This window comes from Pseudomonas sp. CFBP 8772, assembly GCF_014841665.1.
GTDB lineage: Bacteria > Pseudomonadota > Gammaproteobacteria > Pseudomonadales > Pseudomonadaceae > Aquipseudomonas > Aquipseudomonas graminis_B.
This window is the reverse complement of record NZ_JACYUI010000011.1, coordinates 1-23,524: the sequence shown is the minus strand read 5'-3', so window position 1 is coordinate 23,524 and position 23,524 is coordinate 1. Positions and strand designations below refer to the sequence as shown.

The 23,524-nt window shown below is 62.5% G+C and carries 16 protein-coding genes and 1 pseudogene; 12 read left to right on the top strand and 5 right to left on the bottom strand.

Annotated elements, in window-relative coordinates:
• Nucleotides 1-389 precede the first annotated feature (389 nt).
• Nucleotides 390-893, top strand: coding sequence for a GNAT family N-acetyltransferase (locus tag IFT99_RS20165; RefSeq protein ID WP_342214636.1), 504 nt, complete (start codon nt 390-392; stop codon nt 891-893).
• A gap of 592 nt (nt 894-1,485) precedes the next feature.
• On the opposite strand, the gene IFT99_RS20160 is transcribed toward IFT99_RS20165, so the two are convergent.
• Nucleotides 1,486-6,342, bottom strand: coding sequence for an NAD-glutamate dehydrogenase (locus tag IFT99_RS20160; RefSeq protein WP_192134634.1), 4,857 nt, complete (start codon nt 6,340-6,342; stop codon nt 1,486-1,488).
• 770 nt (nt 6,343-7,112) lie between these two features.
• Here IFT99_RS20160 and IFT99_RS20155 point away from each other — a divergent pair.
• From IFT99_RS20155 to IFT99_RS20105, 11 genes and pseudogenes are all read left to right on the top strand, one after another.
• Nucleotides 7,113-7,475 carry a hypothetical protein gene (locus IFT99_RS20155; RefSeq protein ID WP_192134633.1) on the top strand — a complete coding sequence of 121 codons (363 nt, stop codon included), beginning with the start codon at nt 7,113-7,115 and terminating at the stop codon, nt 7,473-7,475.
• Between the two features lie 187 nt (nt 7,476-7,662).
• Nucleotides 7,663-8,622, top strand: coding sequence for an AAA family ATPase (locus tag IFT99_RS20150; protein WP_037013687.1), 960 nt, complete (start codon nt 7,663-7,665; stop codon nt 8,620-8,622).
• 4 nt (nt 8,623-8,626) lie between these two features.
• Nucleotides 8,627-9,571 carry a DUF58 domain-containing protein gene (locus IFT99_RS20145; RefSeq protein WP_065986160.1) on the top strand — a complete coding sequence of 315 codons (945 nt, stop codon included), beginning with the start codon at nt 8,627-8,629 and terminating at the stop codon, nt 9,569-9,571.
• Nucleotides 9,568-10,059, top strand: a complete 492-nt coding sequence (locus IFT99_RS20140; protein WP_065986161.1) for a DUF4381 domain-containing protein — start codon at nt 9,568-9,570, stop codon at nt 10,057-10,059. Before IFT99_RS20145 ends, IFT99_RS20140 begins: the two co-directional genes overlap by 4 nt.
• Nucleotides 10,052-11,119: a vWA domain-containing protein gene (locus tag IFT99_RS20135; RefSeq protein ID WP_192134631.1), complete on the top strand. Its 1,068-nt coding sequence runs from the start codon at nt 10,052-10,054 to the stop codon at nt 11,117-11,119. The genes IFT99_RS20140 and IFT99_RS20135 overlap by 8 nt, the downstream gene beginning before the upstream one ends.
• Nucleotides 11,116-12,484, top strand: a pseudogene (locus IFT99_RS20130) (VWA domain-containing protein); the annotation flags it as partial. The gene IFT99_RS20135 and the pseudogene IFT99_RS20130, both read left to right, overlap by 4 nt.
• A 361-nt stretch (nt 12,485-12,845) precedes the next feature.
• On the top strand, nt 12,846-14,531 hold the full coding sequence (locus tag IFT99_RS20125) for a BatD family protein (RefSeq protein ID WP_192134627.1): 1,686 nt from the start codon (nt 12,846-12,848) through the stop codon (nt 14,529-14,531).
• A 67-nt stretch (nt 14,532-14,598) separates the two neighbouring features.
• A complete protein-coding gene (locus IFT99_RS20120; RefSeq protein WP_065986165.1) occupies nt 14,599-15,840 on the top strand; it encodes an exonuclease SbcCD subunit D C-terminal domain-containing protein in 1,242 nt (413 codons plus the stop codon).
• Complete coding sequence (locus IFT99_RS20115) at nt 15,837-19,484, top strand: AAA family ATPase (RefSeq protein ID WP_192134619.1); 3,648 nt, start codon at nt 15,837-15,839, stop codon at nt 19,482-19,484. The genes IFT99_RS20120 and IFT99_RS20115 overlap by 4 nt, the downstream gene beginning before the upstream one ends.
• A gap of 103 nt (nt 19,485-19,587) precedes the next feature.
• Nucleotides 19,588-20,097: a peptidylprolyl isomerase gene (locus tag IFT99_RS20110; RefSeq protein WP_213016667.1), complete on the top strand. Its 510-nt coding sequence runs from the start codon at nt 19,588-19,590 to the stop codon at nt 20,095-20,097.
• 2 nt (nt 20,098-20,099) lie between these two features.
• The gene (locus IFT99_RS20105; RefSeq protein WP_192134615.1) at nt 20,100-20,729 is read left to right on the top strand and encodes a glutathione S-transferase; all 630 of its coding nucleotides are present in this window, start codon (nt 20,100-20,102) and stop codon (nt 20,727-20,729) included.
• A 35-nt stretch (nt 20,730-20,764) separates the two neighbouring features.
• Here IFT99_RS20105 and IFT99_RS20100 read toward each other — a convergent pair whose 3' ends face one another.
• The 4 genes from IFT99_RS20100 to IFT99_RS20085 form a co-directional block, all read right to left on the bottom strand.
• Nucleotides 20,765-20,995 carry a hypothetical protein gene (locus IFT99_RS20100; protein WP_192134613.1) on the bottom strand — a complete coding sequence of 77 codons (231 nt, stop codon included), beginning with the start codon at nt 20,993-20,995 and terminating at the stop codon, nt 20,765-20,767.
• On the bottom strand, nt 20,992-21,183 hold the full coding sequence (locus IFT99_RS20095) for a hypothetical protein (protein ID WP_192134612.1): 192 nt from the start codon (nt 21,181-21,183) through the stop codon (nt 20,992-20,994). The genes IFT99_RS20100 and IFT99_RS20095 overlap by 4 nt, the downstream gene beginning before the upstream one ends.
• A 565-nt stretch (nt 21,184-21,748) precedes the next feature.
• Entirely contained in the window at nt 21,749-21,931 is a 183-nt protein-coding gene (locus IFT99_RS20090; protein WP_192134610.1) for a hypothetical protein, read from the bottom strand.
• 196 nt (nt 21,932-22,127) lie between these two features.
• Complete coding sequence (locus IFT99_RS20085; RefSeq protein WP_192134608.1) at nt 22,128-23,297, bottom strand: lactonase family protein; 1,170 nt, start codon at nt 23,295-23,297, stop codon at nt 22,128-22,130.
• Nucleotides 23,298-23,524: the final 227 nt, after the last annotated feature.

Genomic DNA, 23,524 nt, shown 5'->3' with positions numbered 1-23,524 from the left:
CATCGTCTACGTTCGGCCTGCACCCAAGTCGCGTTTTGCGGTGACTGGGCTTTTTGCGTATGAAGATCAAAAGCAGATCAAAAGCTTCCCGGCTGAAGCCGGTCCTACTGACACAGCGCATGCTTTTTGTAGGACCGGCTTTAGCCGGGAAGACGGCCCCACTGACTGCATGCGTTGCTTTTAGTGGGACCGGCTTTAGCCGGGAAGGGGCCGGTGTGGGCGAGGGCAATTTCACGGCCTGGCACGTTGATCGTTCCCACGCTCCGCGTGGGCATGCATCCCGTGACGCTGCGCGTCACAACGTGCGATATCCATGCTTCTAGCCGTAGCCACGCCCGCAATCAGCCGCTTAGACTGTCCCCTCTTTCTGTTTTCAAAGGATGAATCCAGTGAATGTTGCTGTTGATCAGGTGGTGATCCATCGTTTCACCGAGGCCCATATCGAGGGTGTCACTGCGTTGTATAACGACCCCAGTGTGTGTCGTCAGGTGCTTCAGATGCCGTATCAGTCGGCCGATGTCTGGCGCAAACGGCTGGCGGGGGCGGATGACCGGTCTGTGAAGCTGGTCGCTTTGCATCAGGGTCAGGTGATCGGCAACATCGGTCTGGAGCAATACGCGCGCATTCGCCAGCGTCATGTCGGCGCGATCGGCATGGGCATCGCGGCGGCCTGGCAGGGCAAAGGGGTGGGGTCGAGGCTCATGGCCGCTGTGCTGGAAGTCGCGGACAACTGGATGAACCTGCACCGGGTGGAACTCACTGTGTTTGCCGACAACGAAGCCGCTTTGGCGCTGTACCGCAAATTCGGCTTCGAAACCGAAGGCCGCCTGCGGGACTACGCCATACGCGACGGCGTCCTCGTCGACGCCATCAGCATGGCGCGCTTTAAATAACCGCTCAGCCTGTGGAAGAGCGACGCAGAGCGTCTGGGGATGCATGCCCACGCGGAGCGTGGGAATGATCAACAGCATTCGCGAGCAAGCTCGCTCCCACAGGCAGGGTGTCCGATCAGCAAAACTGCCAGCGCTCACACTGGCCCCTTCCCGGCTAAAGCCGGTCCCACTAAAAGCACACCGCGTACACCCTGTGGGACCGGCTTCAGCCGGGAAGCTGTTGATCTGCCTTGCTTTTGATCTTTGAACACAAACAGTCCAGACACCGCCAATCGCGACTTGGGTGCAGGCTGAACGCAGGTTTCGCGCAGTGGGCCGAGCGGCATGGATGCCGCGAGAGCCGCCCCCCGCCATGGATGGCGGATGGCGGCGGGCCAACGTAGCGAGACCGGAGTGAAGGAACCCTGAGGAACGAAGGGCCAAACCAGGAGCAAGCACCCTTAGTTACTTGGGGTGCTTTTCCAAGTAACTCGCCGAAGGCGAAACAGTCTGCCCCCAGGCAGACGCCCTTGACCTTGATCTCCCCAACGCAAAAACAAAAAAAGCCCCGCGTCTCACAACGCGGGGCTTCCGATTACAGACGACTAAACCATCACACCACCGCCGTCTGCCCACTCATTGCCAGGTCCAGCAACTCACGGTTAGCGACCGCATACATCGCATAATCGTTACCGCTCGCCGCACGCAACTCCAACAACATCGCGCGCCAGCGCTCGACCATCGGCAAATGCTGCTCCAGCCACAGACTCAAACGCTCCTCGACATCCGCAGGACCATTCGCCATCTGCAACACTGACACCGTAATCGCCCGCTGCTGCCAATCGATATCATCACGGAACGCCTCACGGGCCAGCGCCTGCCAATTGTTCTCCACCGGCAACGCACTGATCTGCTGCAGATACCACGTCACATCCAGCGAACTGCCCACCGCGAAATACACCTTCGCCACGTCCGCTGCATTCTGACCAGTCACATCAGACGCCTCGATGATCGGCAACAGCGTGTACAGGTGACTCGTACCCGCCACCATCCGCGCCAGCAGCTCCGGCACGCCGGCCGCGACGTACTCCTGATAACGCGTCTGCCAGACCTCACGGGTCGGGCCTTCCAGCAACTCGTCCAGCTTCAGACCCAGTGCCGCGATGTGCGGACCGAAGTGCGCCACATCACGCCCTGCGTCCAGCTCATTGCGACGGCTGCGCAAGAACCAGCGCGTCGCGCGACGACCCAGACGCATCAACTCATCCATCAACGCCAGCTGAATCTCCGCCGGGACCTTGTAGTCCAGCGCCTCGATCTGACGGAACCAGTGCGGGAGGTGGAAAATGTCACGCACGATCACGTAAGCACCGGCCACGTTGGCGGCGGTCATGCCGGTCGACTCTTTGAGCCGCTGCACGAAGGTGATGCCCATGTGGTTGACCAGATCGTTGGCGATCTGCGTGCTGACGATTTCGCGCTTCAGACGGTGGCGACGCATCGACTCGGAGAACTTAGCGCCCAGTGACGGCGGGAACGCCGTTTCCATGTCACGCGCCAGATAGTCGTCGTCCGGAACGCGGGATTCCAGCAGCGCTTCCTTGAGGTCGATCTTGCTGTAGGAGATCAGCACCGACAGCTCGGCCCGGGTCAGGCCTTTCTTCTCGGCGATGCGCTCGGCCAGTTGATCTTCCGCCGGCAGGAACTCGATGGCACGGTCCAGCTTGCCCCGCACTTCCAGGTCGCTCATCAGGCGCTTGTACTCGGCGATGCGCTCGTAGGCACGGCGCTCCGCCAGAGACAGGGCCTGGGTCTGCTTATAGTTGTTGCCGAGGACGAGGTTGCCCACTTCGTCGGTCATGCTTTCGAGCAGCAGGTTGCGCTGCTTCTCGGTCATGTCGCCGGCCTGGACCACTTCGTTCAGCAGGATCTTGATGTTCACTTCGTGGTCGGAGCAGTCCACACCACCGGCGTTGTCGATGAAGTCGGTATTGGTCGCGCCGCCCATAAGGCCGAATTCGACGCGGCCCAGCTGGGTCATGCCCAGGTTGCCGCCCTCGCCCACTACCTTGCAGCGCAGCTGATTGCCGTTGACGCGCAGTGCGTCGTTGGCCTTGTCGCCGACGTCTGCGTGGGTCTCGGTGCTGGCTTTGACGTAGGTGCCGATGCCGCCGTTCCACAGCAGATCCACCGGCGCCATGAGCAGCGCGTGCATCAGCTCGGTCGGGGTCAGTTTGTCAGCGGTGATGTCGAAGCGCGCTTTCATCTGCGGGGTGATCGCGATGCTTTTCGCACTGCGCGGGAAGATACCGCCGCCTGCGGACATCAGGCTGGTGTCGTAATCGGTCCACGCCGAACGCGGCAGGTCGAACAGACGCTGACGCTCGGCAAAGCTGCTGGCCGGGTCCGGATTCGGGTCGATGAAGATATGCAGGTGGTTGAAGGCCGCGACCAGTTGCAGCTTGTCGGACATCAACAGGCCGTTACCGAACACGTCACCGGCCATGTCGCCGACGCCGATCACGCTGATGCTGTCCTGCTGCACGTTGATGCCGCGCTCGCGGAAGTGGCGCTGTACGCCAACCCACGCGCCCTTGGCGGTGATGCCCATTTTCTTGTGGTCGTAACCTGCCGAGCCGCCGGACGCGAAGGCGTCGCCGAGCCAGAAACCGTAGTCGATGGCGATGCCGTTGGCGATGTCGGAGAAGGTCGCGGTGCCTTTGTCGGCGGCGACGACCAGGTACGGGTCATCGTCGTCATGGCGCACGACGTTGGCCGGCGGCACCAGTGCGCCTTCTTTCAGGTTGTCGGTGATGTCCAGCAGACCGGAGATGAAGAGGCGGTAGCAGGCGATCGCTTCGGCCTGAATCTCGTCGCGGGTCCCGGTGGTCGGCAGACGACGGGGCAGGAAACCGCCCTTGGCGCCGACCGGCACGATGACCGAGTTCTTCACCTGCTGGGCTTTGACCAGACCCAGCACTTCGGTGCGGAAGTCTTCTTCACGGTCGGACCAGCGCAGGCCGCCACGGGCCACGTTACCGAAGCGCAGGTGAACGCCTTCGACGCGCGGCGAGTAGACGAAGATTTCAAACTTCGGCACCGGCTTCGGCAGCTCGGGGATCAGGCGCGGGTTGAACTTGAAGCTGAAGTAGCTCTTGCTCTGGCCGTTGGCGTCGGTCTGGTAGAAGTTGGTGCGCATGGTCGCCTTGATCAGGTCAAGGTAGCGACGCAGGATGCGGTCTTCGTTGAGCACTTGCACGCCGTCCAGCGCGGTCAGAATGGCCTGCTCCAGACGCTGCTGCATGTCGTCGAGGTCGCCGCCGCTCAGCTTGCGCGCCAGATAGAAGCGGGTCTTGAACAGACGCGTCAGCTCGCGAGCGATGTCGGCGTGGTTGTTCAGCGTGCTGGCGATGTAACCCAGGTCGAAGCCCAGGCGGATCTGCTTCAGGTAACGCGCGTAGGCACGCAGCAACGCCACGTCGCGCCACGGCAAACCGGCGGTCAGCACCAGACGGTTGAAGGCATCGTTCTCGGCTTCGCCACGAACGATGTGGACAAAGGCGTCCTGCAGCGTGTCGTTGAGCTGTTGCAGGTCCAGGTTCAGACCTTCGCCGTAAGTGAACGCAAAATCGTGAATCCAGAACTCGCGGCCGTTGGTGTGGCGCAGGCGGTACGGGAATTCACCGAGTACGCGCAGGCCGAGGTTTTCCAGAATCGGCAAAACGTCGGACAGCGCCAGCGGCGTGTCAGCGTGGTACAGCTTGCAGTGCAGCTGCGCCTTGTCGCCGGACAGCGGCTGGTAAAAGCTCATGACCAGCGGATTGGCTTCGGACAGGCTCAGCACGTGTTGCATGTCGACTACGGCGGAGTGCGCGGCGAAACGCTCGCGGTAGCCGGCCGGGAAACCTTTCGGGAAGTCGGCCAGCACGTTGGTGCCCTGAGCTTCGCCGAAGCTTTCGATGACCAGACTGGCGTAATCGTCTTTCCACGAACGGCAGGCCTGGATGACTTCGTTTTCCAGCTGCTGCGGATCGATGTCGAGGGTGACTTTCGGGTCCACACGCAGGATCAGTTGCACCCGCGCCAGTACCGACTCGGAGAAGAAGGTCCAGAACTCGCAGTCGGTGGCTTTCAGGCGATCCATCAGCACTTGCTGAATCTTCTGACGGACTTCGGTGGAATAGACGTCGCGCGGCACATAGGCCAGGCAGTAGCAGAAACGGCCGTACGGGTCCTTGCGCAGGAACACGCGAATCTTGTTGCGCTCCTGGATCTGCACGATCGACATGACGGTGGTGAACAGCTCGTCCACCGGGGTCTGGAACAGGTCGTCGCGGGGCAGCACTTCAACCACTTGCGCCAGTTCCTTGCCCAGGTGCGCCTTGGCGTCGAACCCGGAGCGGCGCTCGACTTCGGCGACCTTGCGGCGGATGTAAGGAATGGCACGCACGCTTTCGCCATACACCGAGGAGGTGTACAGGCCCATGAAGCGCGATTCCTTGATGACCTTGCCGTCGGCGTCGATCTGGCGGATCGACACGTAGTCCGGGTACGCCGGTCGATGCACGCGGCTCGGGTGCGCAGCCTTGGCGAACGACAGCAGGGTCGGCTCCTGCAGGTAGTTCACTGCATAGCCTTCGATGTGCAGGTCTTCGGCGGTGAGCCCTGCGCGCAGTAGTTTGGTCAGGCCAAGGAAGGACGACGGGTCGTACTGGAGCTGACCGCCCTCGCCTTCGCTGCTGACGGTGAATTCTTCATAGCCGAGGAACGTGAAGTGGTTGTTGACCAGCCATTCGAGGAACACCTTGACCTCGGATTTCTCCTCCGGGTCAATGGTGTACTCCGTGGCGTCGATGCCGGCCAGCAGCTCGTGGAGCTTGGCTTTCATCGGCTCGAAGTCTTCCACCGCGACGCGGACTTCACCCAGCACCTGCTCCAGTTCGCGGGCGAGCACGTTCAGCTCCGCGGCATTGGCGCAACGGTCGATCTCCAGGTACATCAACGATTCTTGCAGCACGCCGTCGCCGCTGGTGCCTTTTGGCAGCAGTTCGAGCAGTTGGCCCTTCTCGTCGCGACGCACGCTGAGCACAGTGGTCTGCAGCGTGTGGATGCTGTAGCCGCGGCGGTTCAGTTCGGTGCGCACCGAGTCGACCAGGAATGGCAGGTCATGGTGCAGCACTTCGACGGCGGTGTGGGTGGACTGCCAGCCGTGACGTTCGTAATCGGGGTTGTAGACCCGCACTTCAGGCGTGCCGTGCTCGAAGCGTTCAAGCAGGCGCCAGGCCGAGAGGGTGCAACCGGCCAGGTCAGAGAGTCTGCGCTGGGTGAGTTCGTCGAGGGAGATGATGCCGAAGAATTGTTCGGCGAACAGCGCCACTTGTGGCAGTGCCTGTTCGCTGATGTGCTGAGCCAGTGCCGCTCGCAGTTGGTGCTGGAAGTCGGACTTGCTGGCTGCGGTGAAGAACGCCATCTGTGGTACTCCGATTGGCTTGAGCTTTTATATAGGAGAGATGCGTGTGTCGGGTGGAGCTTTGTGTTTGCCTCGTTTGCGTCTGGTCGATGATAGTCAGCATAACGTGACAGAGGGCAATGCGATTGGCACTGCGTGAATTACTAACGCTTTTGGTGTGTGTGCCGTCACATTTGTTCGGCTCGGGTGCAGCTTAACGAGTGGCGCCCTGAATCTGCTTGCGATGCTGCGACATATTCGGACATCGGGTTGCAGGCAGGGTGCTTCGCTGGGCCTGTTCCGTAAGAAGATCAAGGGCTTGAGGGGACTGATTTATTTACAGCGCTTCACCGTAAATTAATCTGTCCCCGGGGTACGCGGTGCGGCTAGAAGAAGATCAAGAGCGTCGGCCTAACGGCCTTGGTTTCGCCTTCGGCGAGTTACNACGACGCTCCGTGGGCCCGCGCCGAACGGACATCCATGTCCTGACGGCGCTCTCGCGGCATCCATGCCGCTCGGCCCACTGCGCGTCGTCTGCGTTCGGCCTGCACCCAAGTCGCATTTGGCGGTGTCTGGACTTTTTGTGCATGAAGATCAAAAGCAAAAGCTTCCCGGCTGAAGCCGGTCCTACTGAGTGCTAAGGGGACTGATTTATTTACAGCGCTTCACCGTAAATTAATCTGTCCCCGGCGGATCGGTCATTCAACTGCCAACCGCAATATCCAGCAAATCTCCCACAAGACTGGCAAAATCCATCCCTGCCCTGCCCCCCAGCCACAGGAATCACCGCCATGCAAATGACCACCGACAGCTTCATCTATAACCCATGCGACGAGGAGGAAGATGATATGGCGCTGGCCTGTTGCCATGGCAGCAGCACCGGTGATCTGTTTCTGCTCGCGCGTTTCCCCGATGAGGATGAGGTCGATATCACGTTTCGTGACGACACTATTCATGTCGAAGACAACATCACCGTCACCCTGAGCGCCACTCGGCTGTTGGTCGAAATCAACGCCGCCGACGCCAAACCCTTGGGCGGCGACGCCACGTACGACATTACCCACAGCACACCTGCCAATGAGCTGACCGAGCTGGACGCCACGCTGCGGATCATCCTCAGCGGTGTCGGGACGTACGTCAGCCAGATCAACTGAGACCTCCCCGGCATCGGGCCCCAATTGACGCAAATGTAAGACAGTTCTTGTTTTTGCCCAGTCCTTTGCTGAAAAGCCGAAAAAACCCGCCGGCCGATTAGTCGGCGCCCCTGCGATGGATTAAAGTAACGCCCCCAGCTTCGGCGCCACTTGGCGCTGCTGCCTCTCCTGCCAGGAACTGTCATCGATGGAACATCGTGAAGCGTTGATCGCGCTGCGGACCTTTCTCTCCACCCAGATTCTCGGGCAGGAGAAACTGGTTGAGCGCTTGCTGATCGCGCTGCTGGCCGACGGTCACATGCTGGTCGAAGGCGCGCCGGGACTGGCGAAGACCAAGGCGATCAAAGAGCTGGCTGAAGGCATCGAAGCACAATTCCATCGCATTCAGTTCACCCCCGACCTGCTCCCGGCCGACATCACCGGCACCGAAATTTATCGACCGGAAACCGGCAGTTTCGTGTTCCAGCAAGGCCCCATCTTTCACAATCTGGTGCTCGCCGACGAAATCAACCGTGCGCCGGCCAAGGTGCAGTCTGCCTTGCTGGAGGCCATGGCCGAGCGTCAGGTCAGTGTCGGGCGCAGTACCTACGACCTGTCGCCGCTGTTTCTGGTGATGGCGACGCAAAACCCCATCGAGCAGGAAGGCACCTACCCGCTGCCCGAAGCGCAGCTCGATCGGTTTCTGATGCACGTCAAGATCGGCTTCCCGGACGCCACCGTCGAACGCAAGATCCTCCAGCAGGCCCGGGGCGAAGCGCTCAACGGCGAGACCAAGCCGGAGCGCCGGGTCAGCCAGCAGGCGATCTTCGCGGCGCGCAAGGAAATCCTCGGGCTGTACATGGCTGACGCCGTTGAGGAATACCTGGTGCAGCTGGTGATGGCGACCCGCACGCCCGCCAAGTTCGATGCCGAGCTGGCCGAGTGGATCGGTTATGGCGCAAGCCCCCGCGGTTCGATTTCCCTGGACCGCTGCGCCCGGGCCCACGCCTGGCTGGCCGGGCGGGATTTCGTCAGCCCGGAGGACATCCAGGCGATGGTCTTCGACGTGCTGCGTCACCGCATCATTCTGTCGTTCGAAGCAGAAGCGGCGGGCATCGATCAAGACCGCGTGATCCAGCGCATTCTCGACGTCGTGGCCGTCGCCTGACCCCATGCAACCCTATCTGATTTCCCAACCGGGCATTCGCATCAGCCTCGCCGAGCTGATTGAGATGCGTCATCGCGTGCGGGAAGTGCAGCTGTTCTCCACCCCCAGCCAGCGCAGCCCGCTGATTGGTCTGCACCATTCCAAGCTGCGGGGGCGCGGGGTGGACTTCGATCAGGTCAGGGTCTATCAGGCCGGCGACGACGTCAGGACCATCGACTGGCGCGTCACCGCCCGCACGCAAGAACCCCACACCAAGCTGTTTCACGAAGAACGCGAGCGGCCGATTTTCATCATGGTCGAGCAAAGCCGCCGCCTGTTTTTCGGGTCCGGGCTGATGTTCAAGTCAGTCCTCGCCGCCCAGGCTGCCGCGCTGGTGGGATGGGCCGCACTGGGCCACAACGACCGGGTCGGCGGGCTGGTGTTTGGTGACAACGAGCATTACGAAATCAAGCCGCGACGCAGCAAGCAAAGCCTGCTGCAACTGCTGAACCGGCTGGTGCGAGTCAATCAGTCGCTGCATACCGAAGCGGCTGCCGACCGTGACACCTTCGGCGTGGCGCTGCGTCGTGCGCGGGAGGTGATGCGTCCGGGCAGTCTGGCGATCATCCTGTGCGACGAGCGCGCGCTGTCCGATTCGGCCGAACAGCAACTGGCCTTGCTGTCACGGCATTGCGACCTGTTGCTGCTGCCGCTGTCCGACCCGCTGGACCACGCGTTGCCCGCCGCCGGTTTATTGCGCTTCGCTGACCGCGGCGCGCACCTGGAGCTCGACACCCTTAACGCCGACCTGCGCCAGAGCTACCGTGCCCAGGGCGAAGCGCGTCAGGCGCGCTGGGAACTGCTGGCGCAGAAACTGCGCGTGCTGTTGATGCCGCTGAGCACCCAGCGTGAAATGGTCGAGCAATTGCGCGAGTACCTCAACGGCCAGCGTCCGGTGAAACAGCCATGAGTGCGCTGGACCAGCTGCAACCGCTGATCCTGCCGGAGCCGGTCGGGTTCTGGCCGCCCGCGCCGGGCTGGTGGCTGTTGCTGATCCTGCTGCCCGCGCTCGGCTACGGCCTGTGGCGGGCGCGCACGCTGCTGCCAAAAAAGGCCAGCGCTGACACCGTCGAGCCATTGGACCCCTTGCGCCAGGCCGCACTGGTCGAACTCGCGCAGATGCCCAAACCCTACGACGGCGCACCGGCCGGAGCCTGGCTGCAACAGATCAACGGCCTGCTCAAGCGCCTGTGCCGCAATCACTACCCCTACAGCCAGAGCCACACCCTCAATGGCCGCAAATGGCTGGCGTTCCTCGACAACCGCTGCCCGGCCGCCGGCCTCACGCGCTGGATGATCCTCGTCGAGGGCGCCTACAAGCCCGAATGCAAACTCGACGACAAGGCCATCAACGGCCTGACCCAGTCGGTCGAGACCTGGATTCGCAAGCATGTTTGAGTTCGCCTGGCCGTGGCTTTTCGCCCTCCTCCCGCTGCCCTGGCTGATGCGGCTTGTGCTGCCCGCCGCAGACAGCGGCGAAGCGGCGCTGAACGTCAGCTTTCTCCAGGAGCTGGAAGGTCTGGCCGGGCGCCGTGCGCGAACCCATTTGCCGGGCTGGCGGCGACAATTGCCGTTCGTGACCGTCTGGCTCCTGTTGCTGGTCGCTGCCGCCCGTCCACAATGGCTGGGCGAGCCGTTACCGGTTGCCGCCAGCGGCCGCGATCTGCTGGTCGCAGTGGACGTGTCGGGATCGATGGATTACCCGGACATGGTCTGGAAAAACGACGAGGTCAGCCGCCTGACCCTGGTAAAAACCCTGCTGGGGGACTTTCTTGAGCACCGTCAGGGTGATCGCATCGGCCTGATTCTGTTCGGCAGCCAGGCATATCTGCAGGCGCCGCTGACCTTTGACCGCAAGACCGTGCGGCTCTGGCTGGACGAAGCACGCATAGGCATTGCCGGCAAAAACACCGCTATCGGCGACGCGATCGGCCTGGCGTTGAAGCGTCTGCGCCAACGCCCGGCCCAGAGCCGCGTGCTGATTCTGGTCACCGACGGCGCCAACAACGCGGGCCAGATCGACCCGAGAACGGCCGCGCGTCTGGCCGCCAGCGAAGGCGTGAAAATCTACCCCATCGGCATCGGTGCCGATCCCGATAAAGGCGCCACCAGCATTCTTGGCCTCAACCCCAGCCTGGATCTGGACGAGCCTGCGCTGCGGGAAATCGCCGCGGTCAGCGGTGGGCAGTATTTCCGCGCGCGCAACGGCGCCGAACTCGCCGGCATCGGCAAGGCGCTGGACCGGCTTGAGCCGGTGGCACAGCAACCGACCCAGGCACGTCCGGCCCGGGCGCTTTATCACGTGCCGTTGGCGATGGCCCTGTTGCTGAGCCTTCTGCTGGTGGTCCAGGAGCGCTGGCCGAACAACCCGGTTTACCGCCTTTTTTCGCGCCGCCCGACGCTTGTACAGGCCACGCTGTGGCGTGAACGCTTGAAGCGCCTGACGAGGCGCCCATGATCGACTTTCTCTCCGGTCTATGGCCCCATTGGTCCCGCCCTGGCTGGCTGCTCCTGTTGCCCGCGCTCGGCTGGCTGTTGTGGCGGTTATGGAATCGGCAGAAGCGCGTCGGGCGCTGGCAGATGATTTTGCCCAGCGTGTTTCATTCAGCGTTGCTCAGTGGCGGCGGTGGCCGGGACAGCAAATGGCCGTGGGTGGTACTGGGTCTCGGCTGGTTGCTGGCGGTCCTGGCACTGCTCGGCCCGAGCTGGCAGCGTGTCGAGCAGAACAGTCAGCGGCCGGTTGATCCACTGGTGGTGATGCTCGAACTGACGCCGGAAATGCTCGCCGCCGACAGCCCGCCCACCCGCCTGGAACAGGCGCGACGCAAAGTGCTCGACCTGTTACAGGCGCGCAGCGATTCACAGACCGCGATCATCGTGTATGCCGGCAGCGCCCACACGCTGGTGCCGCTGTCGGACGACCTGGCGACCAGCAAAAACCTGCTGGATGCGATCAAGCCGTCGATCATGCCCGAAGCCGGCCAGCGCGCAGACCTCGCCGTGCGCAAGGCTCTCGACTTGCTGGAACAGGGCGACCTCGGTCAAGGGCGGCTGCTGTGGATCGGTTCGTCCCTCAGCGACGCCGAGCGTCAGGGCATTCGCACCGCGATGACCGGCCGGGACGCCCCTCCTTTATTGATGCTCGGCGTCGGCACCGCTGAAGGCGCGCCAGTCACCCAGGAGAAAGGCGGTTTTCTGAAGGACGCCCAGGGCGGCATCCTTGTGCCGCGTCTGGACGGGCCGGTGCTGAAGGATTTCGCCGACGGCATGGGCGGTCGCTACACGTCGCTGCGTCTGGACAACCAGGACCTCAACGACCTCGGCCTGCTCGACGGTCCGAAGAGTCTGATCAGCCAGGGCCAGAAAGTGCGCCTCGACCGCTGGGCCGACCAGGGCTACTGGTTGCTGTTGCCGCTTCTGCTGCTGGCCGGTTGCGCCGGGCGACGCGGTTGGTTGTTGTGCCTGCCGTTGCTGCTGATGGCCGTGCCGCAACCCAGCTATGCCTCTGGTTTCGACGACCTGTGGCGCCGCCCCGATCAACAGGGCGAGCACCTGCTCAAGCGGCATCACCCGGCAGAAGCCGCGCGGCATTTCGAAGACCCGCAGTGGCAAGGTGTCGCGCTATACCAGGCCGGTGACTACGCCGGCGCCGTCCAGCGCTTTGCCCAGGGCAGCAGCGCCGCCGACCATTACAATCGCGGCAATGCGCTGGCCCGAAGCGGTGAGCTGGAAGCCGCCATCGACGCCTATGAACAGGCGCTGGAGCGTCAACCGGACTTCCCGGCGGCGTTGGTCAACAAGGCGTTGGTGGAACAGGTGCTGGAGCAGACCAAGGCATCGGATCAGGCAAAAGCCGACGAGAAGGCGAAGACTGACGAGAATGCGGACAAGGCCCGCGAAGGCAATGCCGGACAGTCGTCATCGAGCGCGCAGTCGGCGCCGCAGGAGGCCAATGCCGACCGCTCGGCCAGCGATCAGCAAAGCGCCACCGACGAGCAGGCTTCCGGCGCAGGATCCGACAGCGATGAGCCGGCGCGTGCCTCCGGCAAACCGGGCGACGGGCAAATCGATGGCGAGCAGAAACAGGCGCTCGAACAATGGCTGCGGCAGATCCCCGACGAACCCGGTGAGCTGTTGCGGCGCAAATTCTGGTACGAACAACAGCAGCATCAGGAAAAGACCCGATGAGTCGTCTGCACAGGTTGCTGATTGCAGGAATGTGGTGCCTGTTCGCCCTGGTGGCACAGGCCGACAGTGTGGGCTCCACGCTGCAATCCAGCGTCGACCGCACGCGCGTCAACACCGGTGAAACCGTTGAACTGACCCTTGAAACCGACGACGCGACCGTCTTCGGCAGGCCGGACATGACCGCGCTGGACGCCGACTTCGAAGTGCGCGACACCCGCCAGCTCAACAGCCTGACCACACTGGAAGGCAACGTTCACGCGACGACTCGCTGGCTGATCACGCTGATGCCGCGCCACAGCGGCTCGATTGAGGTCCCGTCGCTGAAGCTGGGCGAAATGATCAGCAAGCCGATCGTACTGCAGGTGGTCGATGTCGGCCCCGTCACCCAGGGTCAGGAGCAGAAGCTCGCCCCGGTGTTCATGGAGGCGAGCCTCGATCAGGACAGCGTGTATGTTCAGGCGCAGGTCTTGCTGACCGTGCGCATCTACCACTCGGTGTCGCTGTTCGACGACAGCAGCCTGACGCCGCTGCAAGTGCCGGACGCGCGCATCGAAAAGCTCGGCGACACCCGCACGTACGAGAAGCAGATCAACGGCATTCGCCACGGCGTGATCGAAATGCGCTACGCGCTGTACCCCCAGCACAGCGGTAAGCTGACCATCCCGGCCCAGGCGTTCAGCGCCACGCTGGTTCAGGACACCACCGACGCCAGTGCGGCCGCCGCCATGGCACCGGGCGCAATCGCCAGCGGGCCGAAGCCGGGCCGATTGATGCACGTGACGTCGCTGCCCCTGACCCTCGACGTCAAGCCGCAACCGGCGCACTACCCCGCCGACACGTCATGGCTGCCGGCGCGCAGCATCAGCCTCAGTGAAAACTGGAGCCCGGAACCGGCCCACAGCCAGGTCGGCGACTCCCTCACGCGCACCTTGCAACTGAAAGCCGAAGGCTTGTCCAGCGCGCAGTTGCCGCCGCTGCCTGCCACCGACGTCAGCGCATTGCGGCGTTACCCCGATCAGCCGCAACTGAGCAACAAGCCCGGTGAGCGCGGTTTGACCGGCGTGCGCGAGGAGCGGGAAGCGCTCGTCCCCAACCGTCCCGGCGCCATCGAGATTCCCGCTATCGATCTGGTCTGGTGGAACACCCAGGAAGATCACCTTGAACACAGCGCCCTGCCCGCCCGCACCTTGCAGGTCAGCCTTAACCCGGCGTTTGCGGTGGACACGCCCGTAAGCGACAACAGCAATGTGACGGTGATCGGCCCGCCGGTGTGGCCGTGGCAGTTGAGCACAGTGCTGTTGAGCTTCACCACGTTGCTGGGCTTCGGCCTGTGGTGGCGCGGTCGTTGGCAACCGGCGCTGGCCCGGGTCGCGCAAACGGGGCCGAGTCCGCGTACAGTGCTCGACGACCTGAAACGCGCCTCCCTGGCCAACGATCCCCACGCCACCCGCCAGGCGCTGGACGCCTGGGCCCGACAACAGCCGGAAACCCTGGCCGATATGGCTGCGCGCTTCGTGCCGCTGTCCCATGCGCTGGACGGCCTGAACGGCGCGTTGTACAGCGAGACCGAAAAACTGTGGCTGGGCGAAGACCTCTGGCGCGCCGTCAAAGCGCTGCCCGCCATCGAAAACCCCCAGGACCCGAGTGGGGGCGACAGCTTGCCGCCGCTTTATCCGAAATGATTTCCATCGATCAGCGCATTCTCCGGTCACAGATAAAATGCGCTGATTGTTAAACCAAGGTAACCCCATGCGTCTGTTCCACACCTCCGACTGGCACCTCGGCCAGAACCTCCATGGTCAGGAGCGAGATTTCGAACACGCCGGCTTCCTGACCTGGCTGCTGGCCCGTCTCGCCGAGCGCAAACCGGATGTCCTGCTGATCGCCGGCGACATCTTTGACACGGTCAATCCGCCGGTCAAATCCCAGGAGCGGCTGTACGACTTCATCGTCAGCGCCCACGAACAGAACCCGCACCTGACCATCGTCATGATCGCCGGCAACCACGACTCCGGCTCGCGCATCGAGTTGCCCGCGCCGCTGATGCGACGCCTGCGCACCCACGCGCTGGGCCGGGTGCTGTGGCTCGACGATGGCGTGCTGGACGTTGACCGACTGCTGCTTCCACTGAGCAACGCCAAGGGCAAAGTCCTCGGCTGGTGCCTGGCGTTGCCTTTTCTGCGGCCGGCCGAAGTCACCGGCGCGGCGTTGGGCGACAACTACTTGCGCGGCATCGGGCAGGTCCACGACATGCTTATCGCCGCGGCGAATCAGCGGCGCAAGAAAGGCCAGGCCCTGATCGCCATCAGCCACGCGCACATGGCCGGCGGCTCGGTGTCGGAAGACTCCGAACGCAGCCTGATCATCGGCAACGCCGAAGCCCTGCCCGCCAGCCTCTTCGGCGAAAGCATCACCTACGTGGCGCTCGGGCATCTGCACAAACCCCAGCGAATCAACGGCGAGGACCGCATTCGCTACTGCGGCTCTCCCATCCCGCTGTCGTTTTCGGAAATCGGCTACCAGCATCAGATCCTCGAAATCGAGTGCGACGGCGACAAGCTGGTCAGCGTCAAACCCCTGCTGATTCCCCGCGCCGTGAACTTGCAACGGGTCGGCCCGGCGCCACTGGCCGAGCTGTTGCTGCAACTGCGGGATCTTCCGGACATCGATTTGCTGGCTGACGTCGACCGTCAGCCGTGGCTCGAAGTCCGTGTGCGTCTGGACGAACCTCAGCCGGACCTGCGCAACCAGATCGAAGCCGCGCTGGAGGGCAAGGCCGTGCGACTGGTGCGCATCGCCGCCGAATACGCCGGCAAGGGCAGTCGTGATGAAGACGCCAATCAAGACCTGATCGAACTGGACCAGTTGAGCCCGCAGGAACTGTTCAGCCGTGCATGGCAGGACAGCTACGGCAGCGAAGTGGATGAGCAGACGCTGCAGGACTTCGCGACCCTGCTTCAGGACGTGCAGCTGGAGAGCGAGCAGCCATGAAAATCCTCGCCATTCGCCTGAAAAACCTCGCCTCGCTGGCCGGCCCGTTCGAGCTGGATTTCACCGCCGAGCCCCTCGCCAGCGCCGGCCTGTTCGCCATCACCGGCCCCACCGGCGCGGGCAAAAGCACGCTGCTGGACGCCCTCTGCCTGGCGCTGTTCGGCGCGATTCCCCGGCTCAACAACATCGGCCAGTCCCGCGTGCCGGAGATCGACGGCGACATCAGCACCAACGACCCGCGTAACCTGCTGCGTCGCGGCACCGGCAGCGGTTACGCCGAGGTGGATTTCGTCGGCATCGACAAGCGCCGTTATCGCGCGCGCTGGGAAGCCAACCGCGCCCGTGACAACGCCACGAAAAAACTCCAGGCCAGCCGCCAGACGCTGATCGACCTGGACAGCGAGCAGATTCTCAGCACGCAGAACAAGACCGAGTACAAGACCCTGCTGGAAGCGCGCCTGGGGCTGAACTTCGAGCAGTTCACCCGGGCGGTGATGCTGGCGCAAAGCGAATTCAGCGCCTTCCTCAAGGCCGACGACAAAGACCGCAGCGAACTGCTGGAAAAGCTCACTGACACGGCGATCTACAGCCAGCTGGGCCGTCGCGCCTACAGCAAAAGCAAGGAAGCCGAAGAAGCGCTGAAAACCCTTCAGGCCCAGGCCGGCACGCTGACGCCGATGGAGCCTGCGCAGCGCGCCGAGCTTGAGCAGCGCTTCAACGACGCTCAACAGCAACTGAAGCTGGAACAGGCGCAACTGCGCCAGTTGGAGCTCAAGCAGCAATGGTTCAAGGAATTGAATCGCCTGCGCGACAGCCACCAGGCCGCCAACGAACAGCTCGCCAGCGCCCAGCAGACGTGGGACGCACACAGCGCCGATCGTCAGCAGCTCGCGTTGTTGGAGCGTCTGGCGCCGCAGCGGCATCTGTTCGGTCAGCGCGCCCGGCTGCAGGCTCAGCTCGCGCCGCTCACCGCCGCGATTCAGACCCATCAGCTCAAGCAAACCGGGCTCAATGGGCGCATCGCCGAGCTGGACAGCACACGCATCAGCGCCGACGGCGCGTTGCAGCAGGCGCAGGAACAACTGCTCAACGCGCGGCCGGCCCTGAGTGAAGCGCTTGAACAGCAGGCCCAGCTCAATCATCTGAATCAGGAGCTGCAACCGCTCGGCGAGCAGGCGCGCGCCGCGCAGCAAGCCAGCATTGAGGGCCAGTCGACGCTCGAGCACCTGGGCGAGCAGCAACGCCAGGTCGAAGTGCGTTTGCAATCGATCGCCGAGCAACTGGAGCAGAGCGCGTCGCTGACCACCTTGAGTCAGTCGTGGAGCGCCTACAGGCCGCGTCTGCAGCAAACCGTGCAACTCAGCGCGCGTCTGATCCAGGGCCGTGGCGAGCTGCCGCAGCTGGAAAAAAACGCCACCCTCGCCGAGCAGACCCTGAGCGAACGCCGCAGCGCCCTGCAGGCGCTTTACGACGACGCCGAGGTCAAGGCCGATGCGGTCAGCCACGACATCGAGCGGCTGGGGCAACTGCTGCAAGACAACCGCCAGCAGCACAGCGCCAGCGACTCACTTGAACGTCTGTGGCAGCGCCATCAGGACGTCGCCGGCCGCCTGCTCGACGTGCAAACCCGCCAGCAGCAGGCCACCGAACGTCGTGCCCAAGGCATCGCCCAGGGCCTGAAACTCAAGGCCGAACATGAAGCCGCCGAGCAGGCGCTGAAGGTCACCGTTGAACTGCTGCAACGCCAGCGCCTGACCCGCAGCGCCAGTGTCGAGCAACTGCGCGAGCAATTGGTCGATCAGCAACCGTGCCCGGTGTGCGGCAGCGAAGACCATCCGTATCACCAGTCCGAGGCACTGCTTGAAGCGCTGTCGGGCCACGACGACGGCGAGGAAGCGCGCGCCCGGCAGACCGTCGGGCAGCTCAGCGAAAAGCTCGCCGAGCTGCGCGCCGAAGTTGCTGAGCTGAACAATCAGCTTAAGCAGTCCAAGCCGCAGCAAGACCAACTGGCCGAACAGTTGCAAACCCTCGCGCCTGAACTGGAAGCTCACCCGCTGCATCCGCGCCTGATGGAGCAACCCGAGCACCTGCGCGGGGACTGGCTGAGTGAACGCCTGCATCAACTGGCCCAGGACATCCTCAGCGCCGAGCAGCGCCAGAGCCGTCTGCTGAAAGTGCAACGGGATGCCGAATCCCTGCAGCAGCAGGTGCTCGATGCCCGCGAGGCCAGTCAGCAGGCGATGAAGCTGCTGGACGATCAGCAACGCCACATCGCTCTGGACAACCAGGAGTTCGAAGCGGCGCTGCAGGAGTTCGAGCCCCTGCTCCCCGCCGAAAGCCTGAGCCAGTGGCGCGAGTCGGCGACCCAGAGCTTCATGCAGCTGGACAACGACATTGCCGCCCGCGTCGAGCAGCTCGATCAGCAAAAGACCGAACAACAGGAGCACAGCGAGCGGGCGCAAAAACTGGAGCGCGAGCAGGTTGCGCAGCAGAGTCGCGAGACAGAACATCAGAAGTTGCAGGCGCAACGCGCTGCCCGTCAGCAGCAGCAACAGACGGTGCAACAACAATTGGCGCAGACCCTCGGCGACCATGCATCGCCCGAGCGCTGGCAGCACGCCCTTGAGCAGGCTGTCGAGCAGGCCCGTGAGGCTCAGGCCGCCATCGCCCACGAACTTCAAGCGGCGCGCAGCGAACTGATCAAGGTGACTGCGGAGCTGGAGGGCGAACAACAGCGCTTGCAAACCCTCGAACAGGAGGTGGCAGAGCTCGAACGGCAGATCGCCGAGTGGCGCAGCAGCCACAGCGAGCTCGACGATGCCGCCCTTGAAGCCTTGCTGGGGCTGAGCGACGACAGCGTCAGCGGGTTGCGTCAGCAATTGCAGTCCAGCGAAAAAGCCCTGGAGCAAGCCAAGGTTCTGGTGGCAGAGCGCGCGGCGCAGTTGCAGCAGCATCAGGCCCAGCACAGTGACAGTGGCGACGCCGAGCAGTTACTCGCGGCGTTGACAGCAGCGCAGGCGCAATCGGTGGTTCAGGATCAGCTGTGCGCCGACCTGCGCGCCCAGGTCAGCGAAGACAACCGCCGTCGCGACGCCAGCAGCGAGCTGCAAGAGCGCATCGCTCACGCCCAGTCCGAATACCAGCGCTGGGGCCGCCTCAACGCGCTGATAGGCTCGGCCACCGGCGACACGTTCCGCAAGATCGCCCAGGCCTACAACCTTGATCTGCTGGTGCACCACGCCAACGCGCAGCTCAAGCAACTGGTGCGTCGCTATCGCCTGAAACGCGGCGGCAGCATGCTCGGCCTGCTGGTCATGGACACCGAAATGGGCGACGAACTGCGCTCGGTTCACTCGCTCTCGGGCGGGGAAACGTTCTTGGTCTCCCTGGCCTTGGCGTTGGGCCTGGCGTCCATGGCGTCCAGCACGCTGAAGATTGAATCGCTGTTCATCGACGAAGGCTTCGGCAGCCTCGACCCCGAATCCCTGCAACTGGCCATGGACGCCCTCGACGGACTGCAGGCCCAGGGCCGCAAGGTCGGGGTGATCTCCCACGTACAGGAAATGCACGAGCGAATCCCCGTGCAGATTCAGGTCCGGCGTCAGGGCAATGGCCTGAGCACCGTCGAGGTCAGCAGCGGCTAAACCGTTTTTTCACGACGCACGGACACGCCTGATGGCGTTTCTGTGCAACCCTGTATCCCTTGCGCGGCAGCAGTCGCGCCAAACTCGAAAGAAGGTAAACCACGTGGCAAATTCCAAAGTATTTTTCGACATCACTGCCAACGACGAGCCAATGGGTCGCATCGTCATGGAACTGCACAACGACGTCGTTCCGAAAACCGCTGAAAACTTCCGCGCCCTGTGCACCGGCGAGAAAGGCGATGGCCTGAGCTACAAGGGTTCGTCGTTCCACCGCGTGATCCAGAACTTCATGCTGCAGGGCGGTGATTTCACCAACCACAACGGCACCGGCGGCAAGTCCATTTACGGCAACAAGTTCGAAGACGAAAACTTCACCCTCAAGCACACCGCCCCGGGTGACCTGTCGATGGCCAACGCTGGCCCGAACACCAACGGCAGCCAGTTCTTCATCACCACCATCGTCACCGAATGGCTGGACGGCAAACACGTCGTGTTCGGCAAAGTCGTTGAAGGCATGGACGTGGTCAAGGCCATCGAAGCGCTGGGTTCGCAATCCGGCCGTACCAGCAAGAAAGTCGTCATCGCCGACTGCGGCGAACTGATCGAGGCCTGAGCATGACGTTGGCGCCTCACGCTGAATCGACGGTGCCGACGCTCTACTCGTTTCGCCGCTGCCCCTACGCCATGCGCGCCCGCATGGCGCTGGGGTATTGCGGCGTCCCGGTGACCACGGTGGAAGTCAGCCTCAAGGCCAAACCGGCCGAGATGCTCGAACGCTCACCCAAAGGCACGGTGCCGGTTCTGGTGCTGCAAGACCGGGTGCTGGAGCAAAGTCTGGACATCATGCATTGGGCCCTGGCGCAGCATGACCCGGACGATTGGTCCCTGGCCGACGACGTCGACGGGCAGCGGCAGATCGCCGAGCTGATCGCGGAAAACGACGGCAGCTTCAAGCAGGATCTGGATCACTACAAATACGCCGTGCGGTATCCCGAATTCACCCAGGAAGAATACCGTCAGCGGGGTGAGGATTTTCTGCGCAGGCTGAACGAATTACTGGCGTCACGGGACTTTCTGATCACCGATCGACTGACCCTCGCCGACATCGCCATAGCGCCGTTCATACGGCAGTTCTGCGCGGTGGATGCGGACCGGTTCTGGCAAAGCCCCTACCCCAACCTACAACGCTGGTTACAGCGATTTCTCGCATCGGACCTGTTCATCGCCGCGATGGCCAAGGGCTGATTGCAACGGCGTTGGTTAATAGCCAAACCCTTTCGCTACACCACTTCCATCTGAAAGATCGGCGAAATCATTTCGCTGTGCCGTGGCGGCGGGTTGCCGGCGTTGAGCTTCTGCGAGCGCTGCATCTCGACCGCTTCAGCGACCTCGTTCTTGAACGCCATGCTGCGTGCCACACCGCCCACCGAACCTTCGCCATGGCCAAGCAATGAGCAGCCGTTGTTGATCAGTGCGAAGAACACAATCACCCAGAAGTTCGCGCCTTTCACGACGCACGCCCCTGGGACTGAACAGCCGCGCGATTGAGTTCAATGGACGCTGTTTGCGTCGACATCTGCGACGGGGCATTGAGTGGTGGGTTCGTGCTGATGACGGTGACCACTGCGATGAAAACAACATACAACGCGATGGCGGTATAAGCGCCGTGTTTGATTGAAGTGAGAATGGCAGTGGCCATGTTTGAAGCTCCGGGACGTGTCTGTTTCAGGCGCCCAGAATGCTTGAAGTGATAGTTATTAAAAAACGATGCGTGGCGATTCAAAAGATCGATGGGGTTGATTATTCAAGAAGTTAATCAGCTTGATAGACCAACGCATTGGTCCTATTGACATCAATCCAAGTGGGAGCGAGCTTGCTCGCGAATAGGCTGGGACATCCACCAAATCTCCAGAGGCTGAAATGCAGTCTTCGCGAGCAAGCTCGCTCCCACATGATCGGTGCCTGCTGTTGGAAACCGGGCGTCGTCCCTTGAATCCAGCCCACAAAAAAATCCCCATCGCTTATTCAGCAGACGGGGACCAAAGGGGAGGAAATCAACGCTTTCGCGAACAAGCTCGCCGACACTTGATGCTGGGCCTGACACGCAATGGTCAGTGGGTCGCATCAACCTGTAGAAGACGAAGTTGCTCGCGAAAGCGTTTTCCGGCTTTCAGAAAGTTGCAGATCAAATCAGGTTCTTACAAATCCATTCCCCGGCAACGATACGTTCGTTAACGGGGAATGGATTCACTTCGAAGTGCTGTTCATTGTTGAATCTTGTGATCCAGAGCGGCGTAGAAGTCGGCGCTTTGTTGCAGGTACTTCGGGGTGTAACTCTGGGTCGAACTGACTTTCTTATCGGCGACTTCGACACTGGCATTGGCGGGCAATGCAGCGGTGGCGGAGATGGCGGACGCGGCGATGATGGAGAAGAGATTGAAGTTCATGGTGGGTACCTCGCTGTGGCGTATCGTTTCAAGTCTTGACCGTCGTGGCCGTGGAATGAAAGTTACGCCCGAGGATGTTCTGGAAAAAATCTTTTCTGCCACTAGCCCATATCACTTGAATTGATACAGGCCCGGAGCCCTTGAGAACCAAGGGCTGAGCCTGCGTCAAAGTGTCGCTGAGGTGCTTGCTCGGGGATTACTTGGCCGTGAGGAAATGAAAGTCGGACGGCGAGTCGAAGTCGACTTTCTGCACGGTGTCGCCCAGCAGGCCGGTTTTCGGGTCAAAGCGAACGGTCACGATCTGGTTGCTCTTCTGGTTGGCGATCAGCACAAAGTGGCCGCTCGGGTCGAAGGCGAATTCGCGCGGTTCCTTGCCTTCCACGGCGCGGCGCTGGATTTCCTTGAGCTGGCCGTTGGCAGCATTAATGCTGAACACCAGCAACTCATTCACTTCGCCACGGTTGGCAACGTAGAGGAATTTGCCGTCTGGCGAAGTGTGCAGGCCGCCAGCGGCGCGGTTTTGCTGACCTTCCTTGTTGGCGAGGTCCACCAGCTGCGTGCGCTTGAACACGCCATCGTGATAATCAAACACCGCCACCTGGGCGCTCATTTCCATGGTCAGCCAGGCGTGCTTGCCGTCTTTGCTGAATGTCAGATGGCGCGGACCGCTGCCCGCTGGCAGATCCACTTCAGGCACTTTCGCCGGTTGCAGGGGCTGAGGCTTGGTGGCGTCGTAGTTGAAGACGAACATCTTGTCGGCGCCCAAGTCCATCGCGATCAGGTACTTGCCATCCGGCGTCGGTACCGCGGCGTGGACGTGGGATGAAGCCTGACGCTCCGGATTGACCTTGCTCGCTTCGTGGGTCGCGGTCTGCACCACCGGCGCCAGTTTGCCGTCCTTGCCGACCGGCACTACCGCCAGCAGGCCACCCGGATCGGGGTTCACGGCGTAGTTGGCGACGAAGAGGAAACGGCCGTCCAGGCTCAGGCTGGAATGGGTCGGCTCCTCACTTTTGGTTTCGACCTGATTGAGGAACGACACCGCGTGGGTCTTGGGGTCGATGGTGTAGCTGCTGACTTTGCCGACGACGTCAGTCTGGCCCGGCCCGTTTTCGTTGACCGCGAACAGGTGGCGCTGGTCCTTGGAGAGGGTCAGCCAGGACGGGTTTTCAGTGTTGATCACCTGACGCGGTTTGGCGTCGAGCTGACCGGTTTGGGTATTGAAACCGAGTCGGTAGATGCCTTCGCTGGCGCCGGCGGTGTAGGAACCCACCAGTACGTCGTAATCAGTCATGGGTTTGGCCTGAGCAGAGAGCGCGGAAAGGCTGCTGGCGAGCGCTAACCACGGCAGAAGTCTGGGAGTCATTTGGGGTGTTCTCTTTTTGGAGTTGTTGGCGCGGCGTGCGCGCAGGGGTTTCCGGCTATGACAGCGGATTGCGGAAAGTAGTTGCCGACTGGGCGCTGTGAAACTGCGAGGGCATGAGGCTTGCCGGGGTTGGATTGACTTACGGTTGACGGGACTGTCAGATTTTTTGTGTGCGGGCCGGTTACGGCCTGCCGTTAGGCAGGCCGTGCTCTTACCAGGCCGGCCTG